Annotated in this window: 16 protein-coding genes; all 16 read right to left on the bottom strand. The window is 37.8% G+C overall.

The window, feature by feature from the left end; translation table 11 throughout:
• Window positions 1-29: 29 nt before the first annotated feature.
• Entirely contained in the window at window positions 30-518 is a 489-nt protein-coding gene (locus tag J1N09_RS01525; RefSeq protein ID WP_265197625.1) for a hypothetical protein, read from the bottom strand.
• Between the two features lie 12 nt (window positions 519-530).
• Complete coding sequence (locus J1N09_RS01520) at window positions 531-3,491, bottom strand: type I restriction endonuclease subunit R (RefSeq protein WP_265197623.1); 2,961 nt, start codon at window positions 3,489-3,491, stop codon at window positions 531-533.
• Entirely contained in the window at window positions 3,491-4,402 is a 912-nt protein-coding gene (locus J1N09_RS01515) for a hypothetical protein (protein ID WP_265197622.1), read from the bottom strand. The genes J1N09_RS01520 and J1N09_RS01515 overlap by 1 nt, the downstream gene beginning before the upstream one ends.
• 128 nt (window positions 4,403-4,530) lie before the next feature.
• Complete coding sequence (locus J1N09_RS01510) at window positions 4,531-5,358, bottom strand: RES domain-containing protein (protein ID WP_265197621.1); 828 nt, start codon at window positions 5,356-5,358, stop codon at window positions 4,531-4,533.
• 15 nt (window positions 5,359-5,373) lie between these two features.
• Window positions 5,374-6,714, bottom strand: coding sequence for a restriction endonuclease subunit S (locus J1N09_RS01505; RefSeq protein WP_265197619.1), 1,341 nt, complete (start codon window positions 6,712-6,714; stop codon window positions 5,374-5,376).
• A 3-nt stretch (window positions 6,715-6,717) separates the two neighbouring features.
• Window positions 6,718-8,442, bottom strand: a complete 1,725-nt coding sequence (locus tag J1N09_RS01500) for a DUF262 domain-containing protein (protein WP_265197618.1) — start codon at window positions 8,440-8,442, stop codon at window positions 6,718-6,720.
• A 2-nt stretch (window positions 8,443-8,444) separates the two neighbouring features.
• On the bottom strand, window positions 8,445-10,178 hold the full coding sequence (locus J1N09_RS01495; RefSeq protein WP_265197617.1) for a type I restriction-modification system subunit M: 1,734 nt from the start codon (window positions 10,176-10,178) through the stop codon (window positions 8,445-8,447).
• Between the two features lie 236 nt (window positions 10,179-10,414).
• On the bottom strand, window positions 10,415-11,071 hold the full coding sequence (locus J1N09_RS01490) for a GIY-YIG nuclease family protein (RefSeq protein ID WP_265197616.1): 657 nt from the start codon (window positions 11,069-11,071) through the stop codon (window positions 10,415-10,417).
• Window positions 11,061-12,497 (bottom strand): DUF5906 domain-containing protein, encoded by a 1,437-nt coding sequence (locus J1N09_RS01485; RefSeq protein ID WP_265197615.1) that lies wholly within the window; start codon window positions 12,495-12,497, stop codon window positions 11,061-11,063. Before J1N09_RS01485 ends, J1N09_RS01490 begins: the two co-directional genes overlap by 11 nt.
• A 156-nt stretch (window positions 12,498-12,653) precedes the next feature.
• Window positions 12,654-13,457 carry a hypothetical protein gene (locus J1N09_RS01480; RefSeq protein WP_265197614.1) on the bottom strand — a complete coding sequence of 268 codons (804 nt, stop codon included), beginning with the start codon at window positions 13,455-13,457 and terminating at the stop codon, window positions 12,654-12,656.
• A gap of 180 nt (window positions 13,458-13,637) precedes the next feature.
• Window positions 13,638-13,889 (bottom strand): hypothetical protein, encoded by a 252-nt coding sequence (locus J1N09_RS01475; RefSeq protein ID WP_265197613.1) that lies wholly within the window; start codon window positions 13,887-13,889, stop codon window positions 13,638-13,640.
• Window positions 13,890-13,919: 30 nt separating this feature from the next.
• Window positions 13,920-14,897, bottom strand: a complete 978-nt coding sequence (locus J1N09_RS01470) for a DUF3871 family protein (RefSeq protein WP_265197612.1) — start codon at window positions 14,895-14,897, stop codon at window positions 13,920-13,922.
• On the bottom strand, window positions 14,875-15,759 hold the full coding sequence (locus tag J1N09_RS01465; RefSeq protein WP_265197611.1) for an ATP-binding protein: 885 nt from the start codon (window positions 15,757-15,759) through the stop codon (window positions 14,875-14,877). Before J1N09_RS01465 ends, J1N09_RS01470 begins: the two co-directional genes overlap by 23 nt.
• Before the next feature lie 84 nt (window positions 15,760-15,843).
• Window positions 15,844-16,212, bottom strand: a complete 369-nt coding sequence (locus J1N09_RS01460) for a hypothetical protein (protein ID WP_265197610.1) — start codon at window positions 16,210-16,212, stop codon at window positions 15,844-15,846.
• 445 nt (window positions 16,213-16,657) lie between these two features.
• The gene (locus J1N09_RS01455; RefSeq protein WP_265197609.1) at window positions 16,658-17,353 is read right to left on the bottom strand and encodes a hypothetical protein; all 696 of its coding nucleotides are present in this window, start codon (window positions 17,351-17,353) and stop codon (window positions 16,658-16,660) included.
• Window positions 17,354-17,425: 72 nt separating this feature from the next.
• A complete protein-coding gene (locus J1N09_RS01450; protein WP_265197608.1) occupies window positions 17,426-18,208 on the bottom strand; it encodes a hypothetical protein in 783 nt (260 codons plus the stop codon).
• Window positions 18,209-18,266 lie beyond the last annotated feature (58 nt).

Below are 18,266 nucleotides of genomic sequence, written 5' to 3'. Positions count from 1 at the left end.
CTCTCAAATTCTATTTCAAGGCACAACATCTATCTATTCCTCAAAAGAATTCTGAACTGCTCTGTTATACCTTCCAACATACCTTTCTCTTCCAAATCTGACAAAGAACCAGATGAATTAGAAGGGATTCCTTTGTAAGTAAAGTTAGCCGTTAACCCCGAAGATGATAATGCATGTTCCTGTTCTGGCGAAAGCTCCGTGGTTCTACCGTCCCAATGTCCATGATGTATAATTCCTCCGAATCCATTTTCTCCATGATCCTTGTCGTAACAATAAAGGAACGGATGTTCGTCAATTTGGTTTTTATCAGGTCGTATTCCGACAAATGTATATACTTCGACCTCTGTACTAGCAGATTTAGCAAGAATAACACTGTTGAACTTATCGGTCAATCCGTTACTTCTGATCTCTACTGGTAATTCAGATATTGATAGTCTTTTGTACTGCAAATTGTCAACAAGGCTATCCAAATTTGACTTTTCTGGTAGTTCAGGTAATCTGTAAAAGTTGTTCGGCATACATGTCGATTATTAACTATTAATCCGATCATAGACGATCTTCGCGAGATACTTAAAAATTACTGCGTCCGCTAGCTTCTCATCGGTCAGCATCTTCTCGGTAGTATCGTTGTTTGAGTCCATACGGTCAATGAATTGCTGAATGGACAAATCTCTCAGGCTTCCCTTTTTAAATTTCTCGAAGGAGTTGTTTTTTGCTTGTTTTATAATGGTCTCATTCTGAGCCAGGTCAATGCCTATCTGGTCGAAAAAGAGCTTATCCGCCTCGGTAAATTCTGTTCCCAGGCGATCATTAATGTTTTCGATGACCTCCATTAAGGTAGCTTCTTCGTCCTTATCCTTCCGGAGGCCTGCCTCATCGGCTGGTTTAAGCCCAAATTCTTCTTGATGCTCCAACGCTAAATCATTTTCCTTCATCTTTTGAAGCCTATAGTACTGCAGGGCAACTTCGTCGGTGAGTTTAAAGCGTTCACTCGAGTTCTTGGGGAACTTCTTTAAAAGTAGCCTTCCGTAAGCATACAATTTTTCCAACTCGGCATCGGAAAATGGCATGATCTGACTTAAAAAAGAGTACCCTTTGATAAAACTATTCAGGGTATGTTTAAAGTCATCCTGTTCCTCTTCGGACTCCATAGCTTTAAACCTGTCAACCGCAGGGTCAATGTATGCATTCAACAGACTATGTGCTTTCTTATCCGGTAGGTTCTTTCTAGTAAAATATTCCTTCGAGAAGGCGTCTACTTCAGACTGCCAAATGATACGCTTTTCTTCAATACGATTTTTCAAATCGTAAAGCCTGTTCGGGTCTGAAGTATCCTCAACCGTAGTTAATTCGTAAAAAGGCTGGAATGAATCTACAATATCCTGTTCATCATTAGCGAAGTCGAGCACGAAGGTATCTTCCTTACCTGCGGTTTTTCTATTCAAACGGGACAGTGTTTGAACCGCCTTTACTCCGGATAACTTTTTGTCTACGTACATGGTATGAAGCAACGGTTGGTCAAAGCCTGTCTGGTACTTATCTGCTACCAACAATATTTGATATTCATCTGTGTTAAACCTATTCGGTAGTTCTTTCTCCGAGAAGCCATTCAGCTTAACTTCGGTTAACTCTTCTCCAGGACGTTCAGGGTCTTTTACCTTTCCAGAAAAGGCAACAAGAGGTTTAATATGACGGTAGTTGTTATCCTTGATGTAACGTTTAAACTCGAAGTAGTACCGGACAGCATGTAAACGAGAACTGGTAACTACCATGGCTTTAGCCTTACCTCCAATTTTGTGAGCCACTACTTGCCTAAAATGTTCAATTATTACTTCTGTTTTTTGAGTCAGATTGTAAGGATGTAATGATAAGAATCGCGCTATGGCTCGCGCAGCTTTCTTCTTATTCACATTAGGATTCTCCTCAATCCTCTTTGAAACCCTGAAAAAAGTCTTGTAGGTCATATAGTTTTTAAGCACATCGAGAATAAAGCCTTCCTGAATGGCCTGACGCATGGAATACAGGTGAAAAGGTTTTGGAATTCCAGATGCATCTGGAGTACCGAAAACCTCCACTGTCTTTGGCTTTGGCGTAGCTGTAAATCCATAGAAACTTAAATTCTCTTGTTCACCTCTGGCCTGCATGGACTTCCTGATGTTGTCTTCTACTGTATCTTCCTCTTCGTCCTGAATTGTCAAGACTTCCTTCAACTTCTTTGTAGCACGCCCTCCCTGAGAACTGTGTGCTTCATCAACCACTACAGCGTAATTCCTGTCAGGTAGGTTCTTTACTTCATCCAACACTGCCGCAAATGGGAATTTTTGAAGTGTGGTGATAATTATGCTCGAACCTTTCTTTATTGCCTCTGCAAGTTGAGAACTCGATTTATCAATACGTTGTACCACTCCTTGCTTGTGTTCGAATTGGTAGATGGTGTCCTGAAGTTGTTTATCCAGCACACGCCTGTCTGTGATCACAATAATGGAGTCGAATACTTTCTGGTCGTTTGTGTTGTGGAGGCTAAAAAGGCGATAGGTCAACCAGGCAATGGAGTTACTCTTTCCAGAACCTGCAGAGTGTTGAACCAGGTAGTTATGCCCTGCCCCGTTGTCCTTCGTATCTCTGGTAAGTTTCCTTACAACATCAAGCTGGTGATACCTTGGAAAAATGAGCTTTTCTTTAAAGTACTTTTTACCCTTTTGTTCATATTCTTCTTTCTCCAGGTGGATGAATTTGCCAACAATATCAAGAATGCTGTCAGGCTGCCAGATAGACTCCCAGAGGTAAGCAGTCTTATACCCATCTTCATTCTTAGGGTTTCCTGCACCGTTGTCCACGCCCTTGTTAAAAGGTAAGAAGAAGGTTTTATTCCCTTTTAATTCCGTAGTTAGGTAGACTTCATCTGTGTCTACCGCAAAATGTACAAGAGCTCCTCTTTTGAATTTTAACAGGGTTTCCTTCGGACTCCTGTAATACATATACTGTTTCTTAGCATTCTCTGTATTCTGGCTTGTGAACTGGTTCTTTAATTCTACCGTGGCTATTGGCATACCGTTCAGGAAGAGAACCATGTCAATGGAGTTTTCATTCTTACTGCTGTACTTTACTTGTCTGGTAACCGAAAGGATATTTTGTTCGTACAGCCTCTGGGTATCTGGGTTGAAGGAAGTTTCTGGCTTGAAATATGCCAGATCAAAATGCACTCCCATATCGGTGAAACCGTGACGAATGATCTCAAGGGCGCTTTTGGTGTCTAACTCCTTGTTAAGTCGCAACAGAAGCTTCGTCTCGATCTCGTCCTTGTGAATGGTCTGTAATCGCTCCCACTTTTCAGGCTGGGAGCTTCTAAGGAACTCCAAAAGTTTTACTGTGTCAATGGCAAATTCTCGGTTGAAGTCCAAAGGATTACCTTTCTGGTACCCAGAATGGAGAAGTACCTGCTCAATGGCATTTTCAAATGCCTCTTCCGTATGGATTGGTTTAGTGCCCATTAGTTCCTATTATTTATTTCTTCAAGCCACAGAGCATCAATATCAATAATTCTGAAGGGACGCAAATCATCGCTAACGAAAATGAAAAGTCGCTGAAAGAAACGCTCCTTTAATTGTCGGGCTACTGCCAAGTCATAATTTTGTTCCCTCCATATATCTTGAATACTTTCTGGTATATAAAAGTTGAGAGTTAAAAAGCCCTGGTTCACATCAAGAACCCAGTTCGTATTTCCCCTCTCAGCGAAATGATATCTTGCAATCAGACCTCCCTGATGGTTCATAATAAGGTTATATGCATTAACACCTTCTTCCGCAACCAAAAAAATCAGGTCTCCACTATCAAGTAAGCCAACCAATACTCTCGACTGGAATCGTTGTAACGAATCGATAATGGTTCTGAAATGTGATTCAACATTGTGCCCAAAATACCTTCCGTTTTCATCGTCATTCCCTTTAATGTAATTATAAAAGGATTGAAGTTGCTGGTCAGTAAATTGAGCTAAATATGCCGTGTTAATCTGGTGAAAAAGGTCACAGACACCTGGTGGTAAAAACCAGCGTAGCGATATCAGGGGGATTTTATTATTAGCCGCAAATTCGAAAGCTGGTTTCGTGAAATCCTCGACTGAAGCTACTCCAACCTGATAATTATAACGCTGACGGTTTTCAATTGCAAATTTTGCTCGTCGATTATTCTTGCGTTTCTTAATAGCCTTTTTTGTAACTATTTCGAACTCATTGATATCATATCTCAACCCTAGGGCATTACGAATGATTGTCAAACCTGTACGTTTGTTGAATGCCTTGCATTCAAAGTTAAGGCGGTATGGGTATGAGAAGGGCATTTGTATCGGGGGGCTTACTAATACATCAGCATCGTGGGCTGCTCCCTTACCATTAATGAAAGTCAATCCCCTTTGCTTATATACATAGTTCCCATCAGGCCGTACGGGAATAAATCCGCAGTTCCTCAGTAATCTTCGGACGATATATTCTAATAGGCTTCCTTTTAGTTTATGAGGATTTCTCATTGCTTGTTCTACCAGTTAATAATTCCTGTGTTTAAATCAAAAGACTCGGTTTCTTCACTCCCAATTTGCCAAAAGCTGTTAGTACCAGGGTCACGTTGAAAGGATTGTTTTCTAGCTGCATAGAATTCAAGTTTATTATCAACCGACTCCGGCCAGAGTACAATATTCGTCCCTTCAAGATCTGCCTTGACACTAGCATATAAAAGCCCATCCACATCGAAAACCTCACGAAAATAATTTGTAAATGCACTTGTAATCAGGTAATTAGAATCTTGCTTTTCCAAGTCTAGAGAAAACTCAAGAGCCAAATAGTCGACAAGCTCCATTAATTCTTCAAAGTATTCCGAGTTCTCAAACTGCATAAAAGACTCTCTCATTTGATCAAACTGTGGATTTTTTCCTCGATTTAGTTCCAAAGGCAGGATCATTCCTAATCTCAAAGGCTTCGTCAAACTCCAAGCTCCAATCGTAAAGACTTCTTCTTGACTATCAGCATTTCCTCTGAAAACGGATACACTTTCAACTATCCCAGTTTCTTGATTATTATGATCATTACAATAAAATATCCCTTGACCAGGCTCATTACATCGCCCAAAATGAGATATGAGCAGTATATCTTTTCGATACGTCAAGTCTTCAATATTTCTAAAGTAGTCTTCGCCATTATTGTGACGCCTATAGCGAACCAACTTCACCCGCTCAAATTCTTGAATATCAAATAGGGGTAGCGGGATCCGCTGATTTTTCAGGATATTCTTGATGTGAGCGTAGGACTCCGCGGTGTTTTTATCTTTAAGAATTCTTAGACGATCGATAATTTCTAATGCTCTGTCCATGTTCTAAGTTCTTTTTTATCTCACATCAATCTTCCCAGTAACTGCTTCAAAGATTAGCGATTGTTTGAACTCCTTCAACAATTCGATCTCCTTTAAAATCAGAGTGGATTCGGAATTGATTTTGTTTAACTTTTCCGAAATGTACTCATTAATCTTCTCTTGCTCCTCGATTTCAGGTAATGGGACATATGCATCGTTAAAAGCAGGAACACTTAACCCATATCTGGTTATTCCGCGGGCAGAAGTTTCAAAATACATGTTGAAGCTTTTAGCTCGAAATAAATTGAATAGGTATTCCCCTGTAATCTCCTGTTTATCTGGAGTGATGTGAGTAAGATGATATCCGCAGACTACGTCATCAAAATCTCGTCGAACAAGAACCGGAACGGCAATGTCATCTACAGCTTCTGAGTCTTTTGTAACAATAACATCTCCTTCTTTGAGTCGAAACTTTTTAATCTGCTCTGAGGACGCCGTAGCCAACATAAAGTTGTAATTATCATCGATAAAGTCGTTGTTGTAAACATCCATATAGTTACAGAGGTAAACTTCGGTTTCGTCTTCTTTACTTTTTTTGTCGATGCTACTGGGAGAACAGTTGGCGACGAATTTCAACTTCTTAGCTCCCCAATACTCCGGAATCTCTCCTAACCACTCTACTCCACTGTCCTTCAATTGCACCGAAGGATCAAGCCCTTTGGTGACCGCATGGTTGATTATAGCCTTCTTCTCCTCTTCGTAGAGCTTCAGTAATCGCTCCTTATCGGTAATGGTCTGGTCAATTTGAGTTGTTTTGTAATTTAAGTACTCAGCTATAGATTTTTGCTCCGATAAAGGGGGTAGAGGAACCTTTATCATTTCTAAATCCGAAACATTTAGATTTGCTACACCGGCTCCACGTTTCATAATTACCCCGCAAAAAGATTTGAACTCTGTTGAATTGCACAAGTGCTTGATATAATGATTAAATGCTCGGGATGATGGTTTAATATGCGATAGTGACACGTAAATAGCAAAATCCATCGATATATCTACAATGGCAGTTTGTCCAATAGTATCTTCTCCTCCCACCCTAACCTGAATTAAGTCGCCGTCTTCTACCTTGTGATTTTTTGTCAATTTAGAGTATAAATCAAAGGGTATATACTTGAACTTATGAAGACTTACTTTTTCATTTTTGATGTTTTGCGCAGACAAGAATGGCATTCCAAATTCTTCATCAACATATTCCGGAGTAGCTGCATGTCCACATGTTAGGAGATCAGTTAAATACTTAAATTTAACTCTGTACCAATGATTAGGAATTTTACCAATCCATATTACTCCGCTGTCTTTATATGAAAGGTAAGGTTGCATATACTATTCCCAGATTTTAACTGCAGTTTCTGCTAAATCCTCAGCTCGTTGGTCAATTTCAGCTTCATCCCAGTCGCTTAGGCCCAGGTAATCCGTTGTAATCGTAAGCATCCCGTACTTCTTAAGCAGATCTTTCTTTTTCTTCCAGGAGGAATTCCGCATTTTGCTATTGAGTTGTTGGGTAACCAAGGTTAAATTTCCCAGTGTTTTAAGCTTACGATTACGAACTGCTTTCTGGTCATCATTCATGCCAGCTACTTTCCAATGCGTTTCCCACTTTTTTGGCATCATATGTTCCACAGAGTAGCTGTCGGAACTGAGTTTTTTAACATCACTATAGTTGTTGTTTAGTTTGTAAAGTGAGATAATAAAAAGGACTTCTTGCGCGTATTTGTTATATAGATAAGAGTTATAAAAAGCATCCTTAAAATCTGAATCATTTGGAAAGCGATTGGTGTCCTCTTCGAAAGAACAGAGCTTTTCTTCAAAAGAATCACCATTAAGCTCTTCCATTTTCTCCAAATCATTGACTAGCTGGATAAAAAAGCGATTGTAGTTTTTAGTAGACAGCTTACATACCAGGCGTCTTACAAGATAGCTTTCCAGTATTTTCAGAATATCGAGTCGTTCCTCGTCATCTTCTACATTTCCGTATATGTATAGTAGAAGTGGATACACTGTCGTAATTTCCAGGTATTCGATAACATGAAAACAGCGATTTTCTATATCCTCGTATGTGATTTCATTCAGTTGCTTTTTTGATGGAAAATTGCGGTAGGTAGAAGCAGTTTTGGTAAGTCTCTTCAAGAAATCAAGCTTCTCGCCCGAAGTTTTGTTTTTTAAGTATTGTTTGTACTCGTAAAACAACTTCTCCAGACGGACTTCTTTACCTGTCTCAATTATTAAAAACGAATAGAGCAGTAATTCTAGATTGGTTCGTGGTACCCGTCCCGACGTTTTCTTTTCGTTCCAAAAGTCGATATCTTCTTCTTCTTCCTCAAATACAGCATACCAGGTTCTTTCATAATGCGGTTGTAGTTCGGTATCCCTAAAGATGTAGTTTTTCAAAAGCTCAGAAATAGTGAGTCGAACTCCGAGGGAATTAATGGTATCGAAAATTTCCTGTTCGTCATCATCATCATCCAAGAACATAGCAATTACAGGCATTTTTCTTAATAATACATGTGAATAAATGTCTCTTAGCTTATCCTCCAAAGGGTTAAAAGCTTCAAAAAAGAAATGATATGCGGCATTAATATTGCTTTTTTGTTCTGGTACTGCCTCTCCATCATCCAGAATTTTCATTACAGTATTAAAGTATGGCTCATCGTTTTTACTGTGCTTAATTCGAAAGTATGCGTTATCCTGATTGTCTGTGAAACAGATATAATCAAGCAGGTTAGATTTAAGCTTTTGATATTCACCTTTAGCAGTATCAGCTAGTGCCTTAATCATTATGGCTATCGTAGTTAATCGTTGCTGCCCATCAATGAGCTGTTGCGCTTGGACACTGTAATTCTGATGAGACAATGGTTTCGTAATAATCGTTCCGATGAAGTGTTCGCTTTTGGCCTCATTAATATGCGCTTCTACTTCATCCTTAAGGTGCTCTAGCAATAACTCCCAGTTTTCTTCCTCCCAGACGTAGCTTCGCTGGAAAAATGGGATTTCGAATTGATAGTTATTCTGAAAAAATGATAGTAAGATTTCTTTATTTGCACTTTGCATAATTACGATATTATGTTCTTAATTGCTTTTTCGGTCCTTTTTTCTAGGTCTAAAATATCCTTTCGTATTTCGCTTAGGGGTCGTAAGGGTTTATATTCATAAAACTCACTGTTAAAATTTATCTCATAACCTCGCTTGGTCTTACTGTGATCAATCCACGCATCCGGTACGTGCGGAAGTACCTCACGCTGAAAATACTCCGCTATATCTTCTTTCAAAGGAACACTCTCATAATCCCGAAGGCTGGAATCAGGTTTGGCATTTCCCTTCTTGTCCAAGACTACCTGCCCATTCTCTCGTTTAGGACGTTCCACACAAATCTTCTCGTAACCAAAGTCCTCGTTTTCGTAGATCTTACAGACCTCAGTAGCTTGAAATTCACCATAAATACGAGCAATTTCCTTGATGTTGTCGTCTGATATAAAGTGTCGCTTGTTGTTCAAGCTACGCTTCATCTTCTCATATATGTTAACTGCATTAACTAGCTGAATTTTGCCTTTGCGGAGGGATTCTTTTTTATTGGTGACTATCCAGATATATGTGCCTATCCCAGTGTTGTAAAAGAGTTGACTGGGTAAAGCGATAACACCTTCAAGCATATCATTTTCGATTATCCATTTGCGTATCTCAGAAGGGCCGCTGCCTGCAGAGCCTGTAAAAAGCGGAGAGCCACTAAAAACTATTCCAATACGACTACCATCAGTTGTCTTCGGATCTTTCATTTTACTGATTAGATGCTGTAAGAAGAGCAAAGAACCATCACTTACGGGGGGTAACCCTGCGCCAAATCTGCCTCCAAAGCCTTGTTTATCGTATTCATCCTTGATAAACTTCTTTACATCAGCCTTCTTACCCCAGTTCACCCCAAAAGGCGGATTACAGAGCATGTAGTCAAAGGTTTCGTGCGGAAATTTATCATCCGTGAAGCTGTTCCCAAACTGAATATTTTCTGGATTTTGCCCCTTTATCATGAGGTCAGATTTGCAAATAGCGTATATCTCCTCGTTGATGTCTTGCCCGTAAAGGTTTAAAATACTCGCATCAGGGTCTTCGTTATGTGCTTTAAAATAGTCCTCGGCGATAGTTAGCATCCCTCCTGTACCGCAAGCAGGGTCGTATGCATTTAAAATTGTTCCTGACTTATGGAATTGCTTGTCGTTCTGGAAAAGAACGTGCACCATGAGCTCGATCACCTCTCTGGGGGTAAAGTGCTCTCCCGCCGTCTCGTTAGATGCCTCTGCAAACTTATAGATAAGATGTTCAAAGATGTAGCCCATTTCCAGACCAGAGAGGGAGCCAAGATTGATGCTCTTAAACTCCTTAACCATCTGATAGAGCAGGTTAGCCTTATCTAAACGCTGAATCTGCGTTTCGAAGCTGAAACTCTCAAAGATATCTCGAACCGTTTTTGAAAATCCCGCTACATAGTTGCGAAGGTTCGCAGCTATTTTATCCGGTTCTGCCAGTAGGGATTCAAAATCGTACTTACTGTGGTTGTGAAAATATTTATATCCGGAGGTTCCGTTTAGAATAGTGTCTATCGCCTCTTCCGGCTTACCGCTGATCTTCTGGTGCATAGAGAGCACAGCAGCCTTATTGGGCTTAAGCACGTCATCTAAACGCTTTAAAACTGTAAACGGAAGAATAACCTTCCCGTATTCCGCCTGTTTGTAATCACCCCGTAATAGGTCGGCAATAGACCAAATAAAATTCGCTTTATCCTGAAAGTTTGTCATTGATTGGTTGATATTTTTAAGCACGAAAAGGCATCCGCATGGGGAATGCCTTTATACTATTAGTAAATGTACAAATTTGAAACCTAGATTAAAATTATTCTTGTTATAAATCAGAATGCATTGGTTTCATATGTTTAAGTCCTACCAAGACTCGAACCCAACGCTGTGAATCCTAACTATAAGTAAGACCAACCTAGGCAAAAGAAATAGGGCACCTTATAGATGCCCCATTTTAGTTAATTCTCAAATTCCCAAATAAAGCCTCCAGCGGTTTTTCTTACTCGCCTGCAGCATTTTGCAATACAGGATTTTCCAATTCCAGTCTGAGACGCTGCTTCAGAAATAGATGAAAATGACGATATAAAGCACCTTCGTTCATCATATTGTATTATACTTTTCTTTCTGATATCATATCCAGAAACTAACGGATTGGAAAGGGAATAACTCCAGCGATATCCTTTATATATTTTGGTTTTACCCAAACATGCAGCACTTATACCCTTTCTAGTACCATCAACACTGACGGCAGCAGCTTCGAGGCAGTCATATTGACCTGTGAAAGAGCAATTATCTGCGGAGTATTGATATATGGGTTTTTTAAACCCCCCTCCAATATCGGAGTTATATCCATTCTCTTTAGTATTGTATTTTACTATATAGTGCTTTTCCTTTGCCGCTAGTTCGCCTATTGAGTTGGCGGTATCAATTTGCTCCCATAAGAACGCTTCGGGGCCATAAGTCCCAATAGCGTCTTGAAATTGATGCCCGGTCGATTTAGCTCCCTTTTGTATGTGATCTCGTTTACGTGTCTCTAAGGCGCTCCCAGTAGCCCCAAAGTACATTTTTCCACTTTCTTTGTGAGTCACTCTGTAAATTATTCTACTATTCTCCATTCTGATCTTTATTAGGGTTACTTTTCAGAATAAATGTATAGTTACCACCAGAGGATTTGTCCTCATATATGAGCCCTTTCAGGCTCGCATATTTTTTAAGCCATTTGGTAAACAGATGTGGCGTTATTTCATTCTTTCCTGAAATATTCTTTGTAAAAAAGGACAAAAATGCTCTCTTATCAATCCAGACATCCTCTTGCAGCTCCTTTTCTATAAACTCCACAAATTCTTTTGACGTACTAAATACAAGCTTATTTTTTGTGAGATTTATTGGTTCTGCTATGGTTAATCCGTTTGCTAAATATGTTTGTACACAAGACATCATGAAATTATAAAACTGATTCCACTGCTTCTCGCCCCAATCGTCAAAAAAGTGATATCCGAAATCATCTATTGGTTGATAATGCAGATTGTAATGATTAGAAACTTCAAACTCACACCTTCTTCTTTCATCAGTAGAACCGCCAGTCCCTTTAACAGGATAGTTACTACTCAGAACAATTTTGGGTGCATGTTCAGGACGGATATAGAATTCATCCTGATACTTTTTCTCAACTGTGATTCCCGAAGTTATCATGGAATACAAGGTTTCTAGATTAAAATCTCTTTGTACATCATCATATCTTACTATATCGGTTGTTCTGGTTATTCTCTGGTTTTTAAACCAGCTCTTCCCTTTGATATTCTTACCATCCATGCCAACGAGTTCACGCATTTTTCCAATAGCTTCGGTGATTAGTGTCTTTCCTGTACCACCATTAGCAGTCCCATCTAAAGAAATATTTTCATCCACCAGAATAACAGCTCTCGTTACCGAAGGGTCTTGATATCTATGCAGTAAATAACCTATAATAGACTTCAAGGACAGAAACCTATCGTCATTTTTACCAGCTATATTGTAAATGAATTCTTCAAAATCTGACTTTCCTTGGTGGGATGAAACGTACGCTCTATTAATAATTCGTGATTCCCATATTTTAATTGGGAGATCTTCATATTTAACTGTTTGTATTCCATCCTTTGAAACTAATACCGCAGAATTCTTGTAATAAAACCATGAGCTATCCCTCGAGTCCCGATCATCAGATATTACTACTGTGTCTAACAAATCAAGTTTTTTGCTATTCAAGTAATTCGGCATGCCTGTTGAAAATACGTCAAGGACATCATTATGTTTATTATCCAGCAGGAACTCCTTTATAAAATCTACAATTTTATAATCTGCCACTTCTCTAACTTTGTTATCCCGGATTCTTATAATCGATGTCCCGTATTTTGAGGTCATTTTAAAGAAACCTCCATTCTGTAAAAATTTGATCAAGGCTATTTGATTGATTTTTACTTTTCTATTTGCATCCAACGTCCAGAAAGTACTTTGTGTTTCTTTTTCCTTTTCAGGCGTTGTAAGTATTTCAATATTATTCATATTGATTTATTAATTAATGCCTGATTCACATCAAGCTATTTCCATTCCACACAATGTGTTCAGGGTCACTTGTTTTAAGCGACGAGTCAAAAGTAGAGTGCTGGTTTAACTAAATTGGGGTTAAAAAAATAACCCCAAGAGGAATGAAATTTACTGTTATGAAGATGCGTAAAAATCCGAATCAGTGAAGATTTCCTTCAATTCATCAATGGTATTGCCAGGAGATTTTGAAGGAATTGAACCAAATAATTCATTACACAATTTATTGGCTTTCCTGATATCTTTAAATGAGTTTTCTTTAGAATCATAATACATAGCTGTCTCTTCGATCAGCCTATATAGATCCGTTTTCTTGAGATCATTATTTGAGATATACTCATTTACATATAATAAATAATATAAAGCGATCACTTGATTCTTCGAAAAGGCAAATGGTATTTTCTTTGGAATATCAATGTTTTTTTGATAATAGCCATCACTTATAAATTCATAAGTTGAAGCAACGGCTTGCAACAATGCATTTTGAATTTCTTCATTCAGATGAGAGGCACTTTTTATTTTGTCCAGTATCTTATTCAATTTATTCAAATGTACTTGACCGTACCCTTTTATTGCATCTTTTGAAAACAGGCTTCTTCTCCTAATATCCTGAACAAAATCCTTCTTATAGGCAATTTCAACTTCGTGAATCTTTGGCAACAGGTAATCAGAATAAAAATTCAATTCTTGTTCAATAACCTCAGTCTCGTAAATTTCATCTTTACCATCACCATTTTCAATCTCTGTAATTGATATAACTTTTTCCTTAATTACAGTTATCTGATCCCTTTCAATGTTAACCTGAAAATCTTCACCTGAAGACCCTAAATATTCATATTGAATATCTTGTTTGAGGAAATCTTTTTTCACGTTTGCAAATAAATCCGCATTTAAAAAATGCTCAAAAGTTAATACTGCCATGCTTTCTCTTTAAACGTAAATATATGTGTTATTCATTAAAGAGGATAACGCAAAATAGCGATGTATAATAATGATCATTATTATTATCTAGTTGTATTTTGCATATAAACCATATGCCAAGCATGAGTGCGTATGTAAGAAAAACCCATTATAGGTTTTTCTCACTATACTTTTAAACACTCAATCTATTAAAATATCAAAGTGGTAGTAGTAATAGGCGCTGCCTTGAACAATAAAAACTGTCAGAAGCTTCGCCGTAACCTTTACTTCTTCAACCAAAACTATTTGACCCTTATGAAGTGGGCCTATATCACTTAATACAGCGGCTGGGAAAGGGCAAAAAAGTTGTTTTAATAGATTGTTCCAGGCAACAATATAAAGCCACTTAGATGAGCTGTATTTGAGTTGTTCTGCCAAGTCTCTATTATCCATAAAATTCGAAAACTATGCGAAATAGCGATGTTAATTAAGAAACCAGCTCTCAACTTGATTTTGCAAGGATTTACCAAGGCCATTTACAAATTCGAACGCTTTGACATTCCTTTCCAAATTAGAGTCTATATACGACGACTTATTGGCTGCTGTCATGAGGTTATAGAACTTCCATAGGTTAAGGTTCCTTTCTTCATCCCCACTAAAATTCGGGTCGGAATAATAGTCACGAACCAGTGATCCTATCTGATTGTCATTCATACCAAGTGTCAACTTGCCAACTTTTTCTTCAGAAGAAAGGTGCTGGTACATCTTCATTTTCCCAATAACATGGGCAAACTGTTCTTCATCCAAAGAATATTTACTCATGCGTTCCATATTGCCAAGGAATCTTTCTCTATCAAATGATTCAATCAGCTCATTTATGCGATCTTTTAACTCTGCAGTACTGCTAACCCTAATATCTGCTTTTAATCCATCAGTATTAATACACAGATTGGTGCAAACAAGATTTTTGAAACCAATAAACACTTTGAATTTTTCCATATTCCTTTTTGAATAGAGATTTTCCTGATTTAATGCCCTTACTCCTCCAATTGTTAGTGATAATGAATTGTTGTTCACATTTTCTGTCAAACCTGGCACTTCTATCAGAAATGCACAGCGTTGATAATAAATTGTTTTTTCTTCTGGCCTTAGTTCCTTTACTGTCTTTCCTATTGCCGATGGGACTCTCCCTTTGATAACATGGGAAATCCTAATACTTGGCTCCAGAATTTGAGTATGTAAAAAATTGGCCTGAACCACCTCCCTTGTAGCATCGATAAATTGTGAATGCGCTATAGTACTTTCATTATCACTATACACGGGTATGATGCAATCTCTTTTGAGATGAGCCAACGTTACCTCCTTCGTATTCGCCTCTATGAAACTTCCTCCTGATGAAGTAGTTATCTGTGCTTCTGGGATTATCTGATCTACTATACTATTTACTGCTGTCAATTCCATTTTCTTGGTTTTTAATTATTTGATTATTTGGAATAACTTGTGACTGTATTCTCTCCAATATTTCCTTTCTTTTAAGAATTAAAGATTTAATACTTTCTTGTTGTTCCGGGTACTTTGTGTAGATATGTCTCAAGCCTTCTAAAGTTTCACAGGCGGCTATCTCCATACTAATTTCCTTTCCTCCCGACCCGTGCCCTTCATCACACCATTGCTTAATCTTTTTACCGGTTGCGGCATTTATGATAAACTCTGGCTTGTCAATGAATAGCCCTGTCCTGTCCTTTGAAGCTTTTACTTGATGGGCAATATCCACATCAAAAACCATTGTAAATTCATAGTCAAGATCATTTCGCTGAATAGCCTTTAAGCCAACTTTTTCAGGCACCATTTTTCCATTCTTCTGATTCAAAACATAATCTTGCTTCACACGCATTGTAGAAATAATGTGGGTGTTGGATTGCAGTATTTTATTCACAAAAGCATTCTGTCTTGGTGTTATCTTACCCCAATTGGTAAAACTGTTACCAGGCATATTACTATGTACATCCAACAAATAATCCCAACAATGTGAGATACTATCTATAATTATCACTTCCATTCCAGCTTTTTCACATAGACTGATAGCCTCAATGAATCTTTCGGGCGAATAAGGTGGTTGCAATGTCACAACATTATAATTCCCCAAGTGGGCATAGAGGTCTGCTGAACCATTCTCAGTGTCTATTATGGCTGTTTTGGTGAACTCACCATCAATAAGGCCTTTTGCGATCAGCAGAGCTGAGTACGTTTTCCCACTACCTGCAGAACCCTGCAATGCTAATTTTATCTTAGCTTTTTTCCTTTCGGATATTCGTATTTCCATAAGAGTTGTTTAAGTATTAATAAATAAAAAAGGACTTATACACCATTGTACAAGTCCTGTTAGTTCCTCTGTGAAAAGTGATTGCTACATCACCAAATCATCGTTAATAAGTAGTTTTGCTCCTTGAAACAAACCCGCGAAGTCTTCTGCACTTGCTCTATCAGCATTGCTTAAATGAGACATTCTGATCTGAGGCTTCCCCTCTTCATCAAAGCTTAGGTTACACAGGTAAGCTTTACCAATTTCAACTCCTTGTTCGTAATTGGATGCATAGCACATAGCTGTGCGCTCGACCTCTTCACCATCTGGCAAGTTAAATTCGAGAGTCACAATTTTGTACTCTTTGTCATTACTATTGGTCAAAGTGTTTTCTCCAATTTTCAATAAAGTTGCATTAAATAGAAACTCCGGCCCGCCAGTAATTTCATTTGTAATTTCACGATACTCAGTCATAATAATTAAGATTTTAGTTATGAGATAAGACGCCCCTATCTCCCCAAATCTAAAAAGGGTAGGGGGATGAAGTTGAATTTAACTTGCGCGTGAAAAAATTTTAAAAAATTTTTATTTCAGAGTAAGGGGAAAGTGAGTTGCTTATTTAGCTCTTGCCGCAATGGTTAATATTTATTCCTCGGCTCAAAAATTAAAAGAATCAGCTTGTATTTTTCAAAACTAACTATTTTAGGAGTTACTGAGAATAGAGATTTACTAGGTATTGTATTTGTTGTGCCCAGGTGTTTTTAATTCTGTTTCAGTCTGTTTCACAAGTTCACTGACATCACGATTATAACAACTAATCATATGGAAATGTACGACTTAGATTAACTTCAATTAAAACTAAAGAATTAATCTAGAATGAGCCCATTTAATCGCCTATTTGAGGTATAGAAAGTAGTTTTTAATGCAAGAAGCTCCCTAATCCAAATTCTCCTCTGTCACTATCCTTTTGCTCTGCTATTTTTTTATCAATTTCTTTTTTTGATAAGTTAGTTAGTTCAGACAAATCCTCTATGGATATACCTTTAAACGCCCTTTCAGTTATTCCAGTTGCATGTCCCCAAAATTGACCGTCTGCAATACACCCATCGAATTCTACATCAAAGATATTATCTTTGTTAAACATCAATGTTTCAAGGTCAGATTTACTTTTAGTAATAACAAAGCAGTTATTTACATTGATAGAAACACTTTTTTCAGCTATTCGCCATTCACGAAGCCAAGTAAAATCTTTTACATTCGGTTCATAAGGTTCAAAACGCCATTGAATTTCAGTGTTTAAAAAATCTTTTTCACCAGGAAGTCCATAAATTACAGGTCTTGCGCCTATTTCAAAAAGCCCGTCTTTTTTTAGTGCTATACCGTATGGCGCATACATTGGATTTTCATAGTTGGCAAAAATGTCGAACATTTGAACTAATGAAAGTAATGGTGCTTCAGTAAAACAAATAACTCCTTTGCCATTTACATCTCTAATCTCTTTTTCAGAAGTAATCTTTTTAAGAGTATCTTTTGCTTCTTTTCCACTGGTAAAATGAAAGAGATATTCAGATAAATCTTCTCGGGATGAAATGATATTCAAAAGAGTTCTATTCATTCCTTTAAAAATAGGGGAGAACTAAAAGATAGCCAAAATTTGAGCATTTTTTATATACGGTGTTAGGTGCATTTATTTGTTAACTCTATTAAATTTAAAAAAATCTAGTGCCTCTTTATACTGAGAATTTTCGTTTTCGACGATATGTCGTAATAACCCAGAAACATTATCAACTAATAAATCTCTCTGGAGATAATCAGTCCTTTCAGGAACACCAACAATTCTTAATAGTCCATTGGATGCTCTTCTACACATTTCTTTTAACAATGTTGCCTTGTAATGTTCATCTCCTCCTTTTTCATTAGGGAGCCTGTCAATCAGTACATCTAATATTACAGGCTCTTTATTTAAGTCTATTAACGACTTGATACAAGAAGCTAATGCTTCGCCATACCATCCTAATACAAGTAAGTCATCAACAAGAACTTCGTATTTCGGAAGTGTCTCACCATCAACCTTATAGCCGCCGAGTGTAACAGTTGGCCTACCGTCTTTAGTTTTACCTGTTGGAGTTAATGACATGTCTTTCATTATTAATTCCCAATACATTTTACCAACAACCCTAATTTCCTTATTGCTAGAGATATTCGACCCAAAAATTATCTGAAAGTTTTCAGATAACATTTTAGCATGCTCTACAAATTTTTTTCTATATTTTTTTCCAGCAGGAGTCCATTTCTTAAGTGTTAATCTGTTTTTAGGGTCAGGATAAAGACTACCTACTTCTTCAAAAGATTTTCGGCTTTTCAATGCGAATACAAATCCCATTACTTTTATTTCAGCATCATTTGCGTTAAGCTGTTCAGATGGAGATACATCAACTACTACAGCGTATTTCTTTTGAGGTTTTTTCATTGTTATTGTAATTGCAAGAACGTCTAGGGCTATGACTTGGCGAGTGTATTACTAGCGT

Source organism: Aureitalea sp. L0-47 (genome assembly GCF_026126405.1).
Taxonomy (GTDB): domain Bacteria; phylum Bacteroidota; class Bacteroidia; order Flavobacteriales; family Flavobacteriaceae; genus Pukyongia.
Note: the sequence above shows the minus strand (reverse complement) of the source record. Positions and strands in the feature narration are given on the sequence as shown.

Excerpts from the sequence above, each read along its gene's own strand:
- J1N09_RS01525 (WP_265197625.1), bottom strand. The coding sequence starts at position 518 with ATGCCGAACAACTTTTACAGATTACCTGAACTACCAGAAAAGTCAAAT.
- J1N09_RS01520 (WP_265197623.1), bottom strand. The coding sequence starts at position 3,491 with ATGGGCACTAAACCAATCCATACGGAAGAGGCATTTGAAAATGCCATT.
- J1N09_RS01510 (WP_265197621.1), bottom strand. The coding sequence starts at position 5,358 with ATGGACAGAGCATTAGAAATTATCGATCGTCTAAGAATTCTTAAAGAT.
- J1N09_RS01505 (WP_265197619.1), bottom strand. The coding sequence starts at position 6,714 with ATGCAACCTTACCTTTCATATAAAGACAGCGGAGTAATATGGATTGGT.
- J1N09_RS01500 (WP_265197618.1), bottom strand. The coding sequence starts at position 8,442 with ATGCAAAGTGCAAATAAAGAAATCTTACTATCATTTTTTCAGAATAAC.
- J1N09_RS01495 (WP_265197617.1), bottom strand. The coding sequence starts at position 10,178 with ATGACAAACTTTCAGGATAAAGCGAATTTTATTTGGTCTATTGCCGAC.
- J1N09_RS01490 (WP_265197616.1), bottom strand. The coding sequence starts at position 11,071 with ATGGAGAATAGTAGAATAATTTACAGAGTGACTCACAAAGAAAGTGGA.
- J1N09_RS01485 (WP_265197615.1), bottom strand. The coding sequence starts at position 12,497 with ATGAATAATATTGAAATACTTACAACGCCTGAAAAGGAAAAAGAAACA.
- J1N09_RS01480 (WP_265197614.1), bottom strand. The coding sequence starts at position 13,457 with ATGGCAGTATTAACTTTTGAGCATTTTTTAAATGCGGATTTATTTGCA.
- J1N09_RS01475 (WP_265197613.1), bottom strand. The coding sequence starts at position 13,889 with ATGGATAATAGAGACTTGGCAGAACAACTCAAATACAGCTCATCTAAG.
- J1N09_RS01470 (WP_265197612.1), bottom strand. The coding sequence starts at position 14,897 with ATGGAATTGACAGCAGTAAATAGTATAGTAGATCAGATAATCCCAGAA.
- J1N09_RS01465 (WP_265197611.1), bottom strand. The coding sequence starts at position 15,759 with ATGGAAATACGAATATCCGAAAGGAAAAAAGCTAAGATAAAATTAGCA.
- J1N09_RS01460 (WP_265197610.1), bottom strand. The coding sequence starts at position 16,212 with ATGACTGAGTATCGTGAAATTACAAATGAAATTACTGGCGGGCCGGAG.
- J1N09_RS01455 (WP_265197609.1), bottom strand. The coding sequence starts at position 17,353 with ATGAATAGAACTCTTTTGAATATCATTTCATCCCGAGAAGATTTATCT.
- J1N09_RS01450 (WP_265197608.1), bottom strand. The coding sequence starts at position 18,208 with ATGAAAAAACCTCAAAAGAAATACGCTGTAGTAGTTGATGTATCTCCA.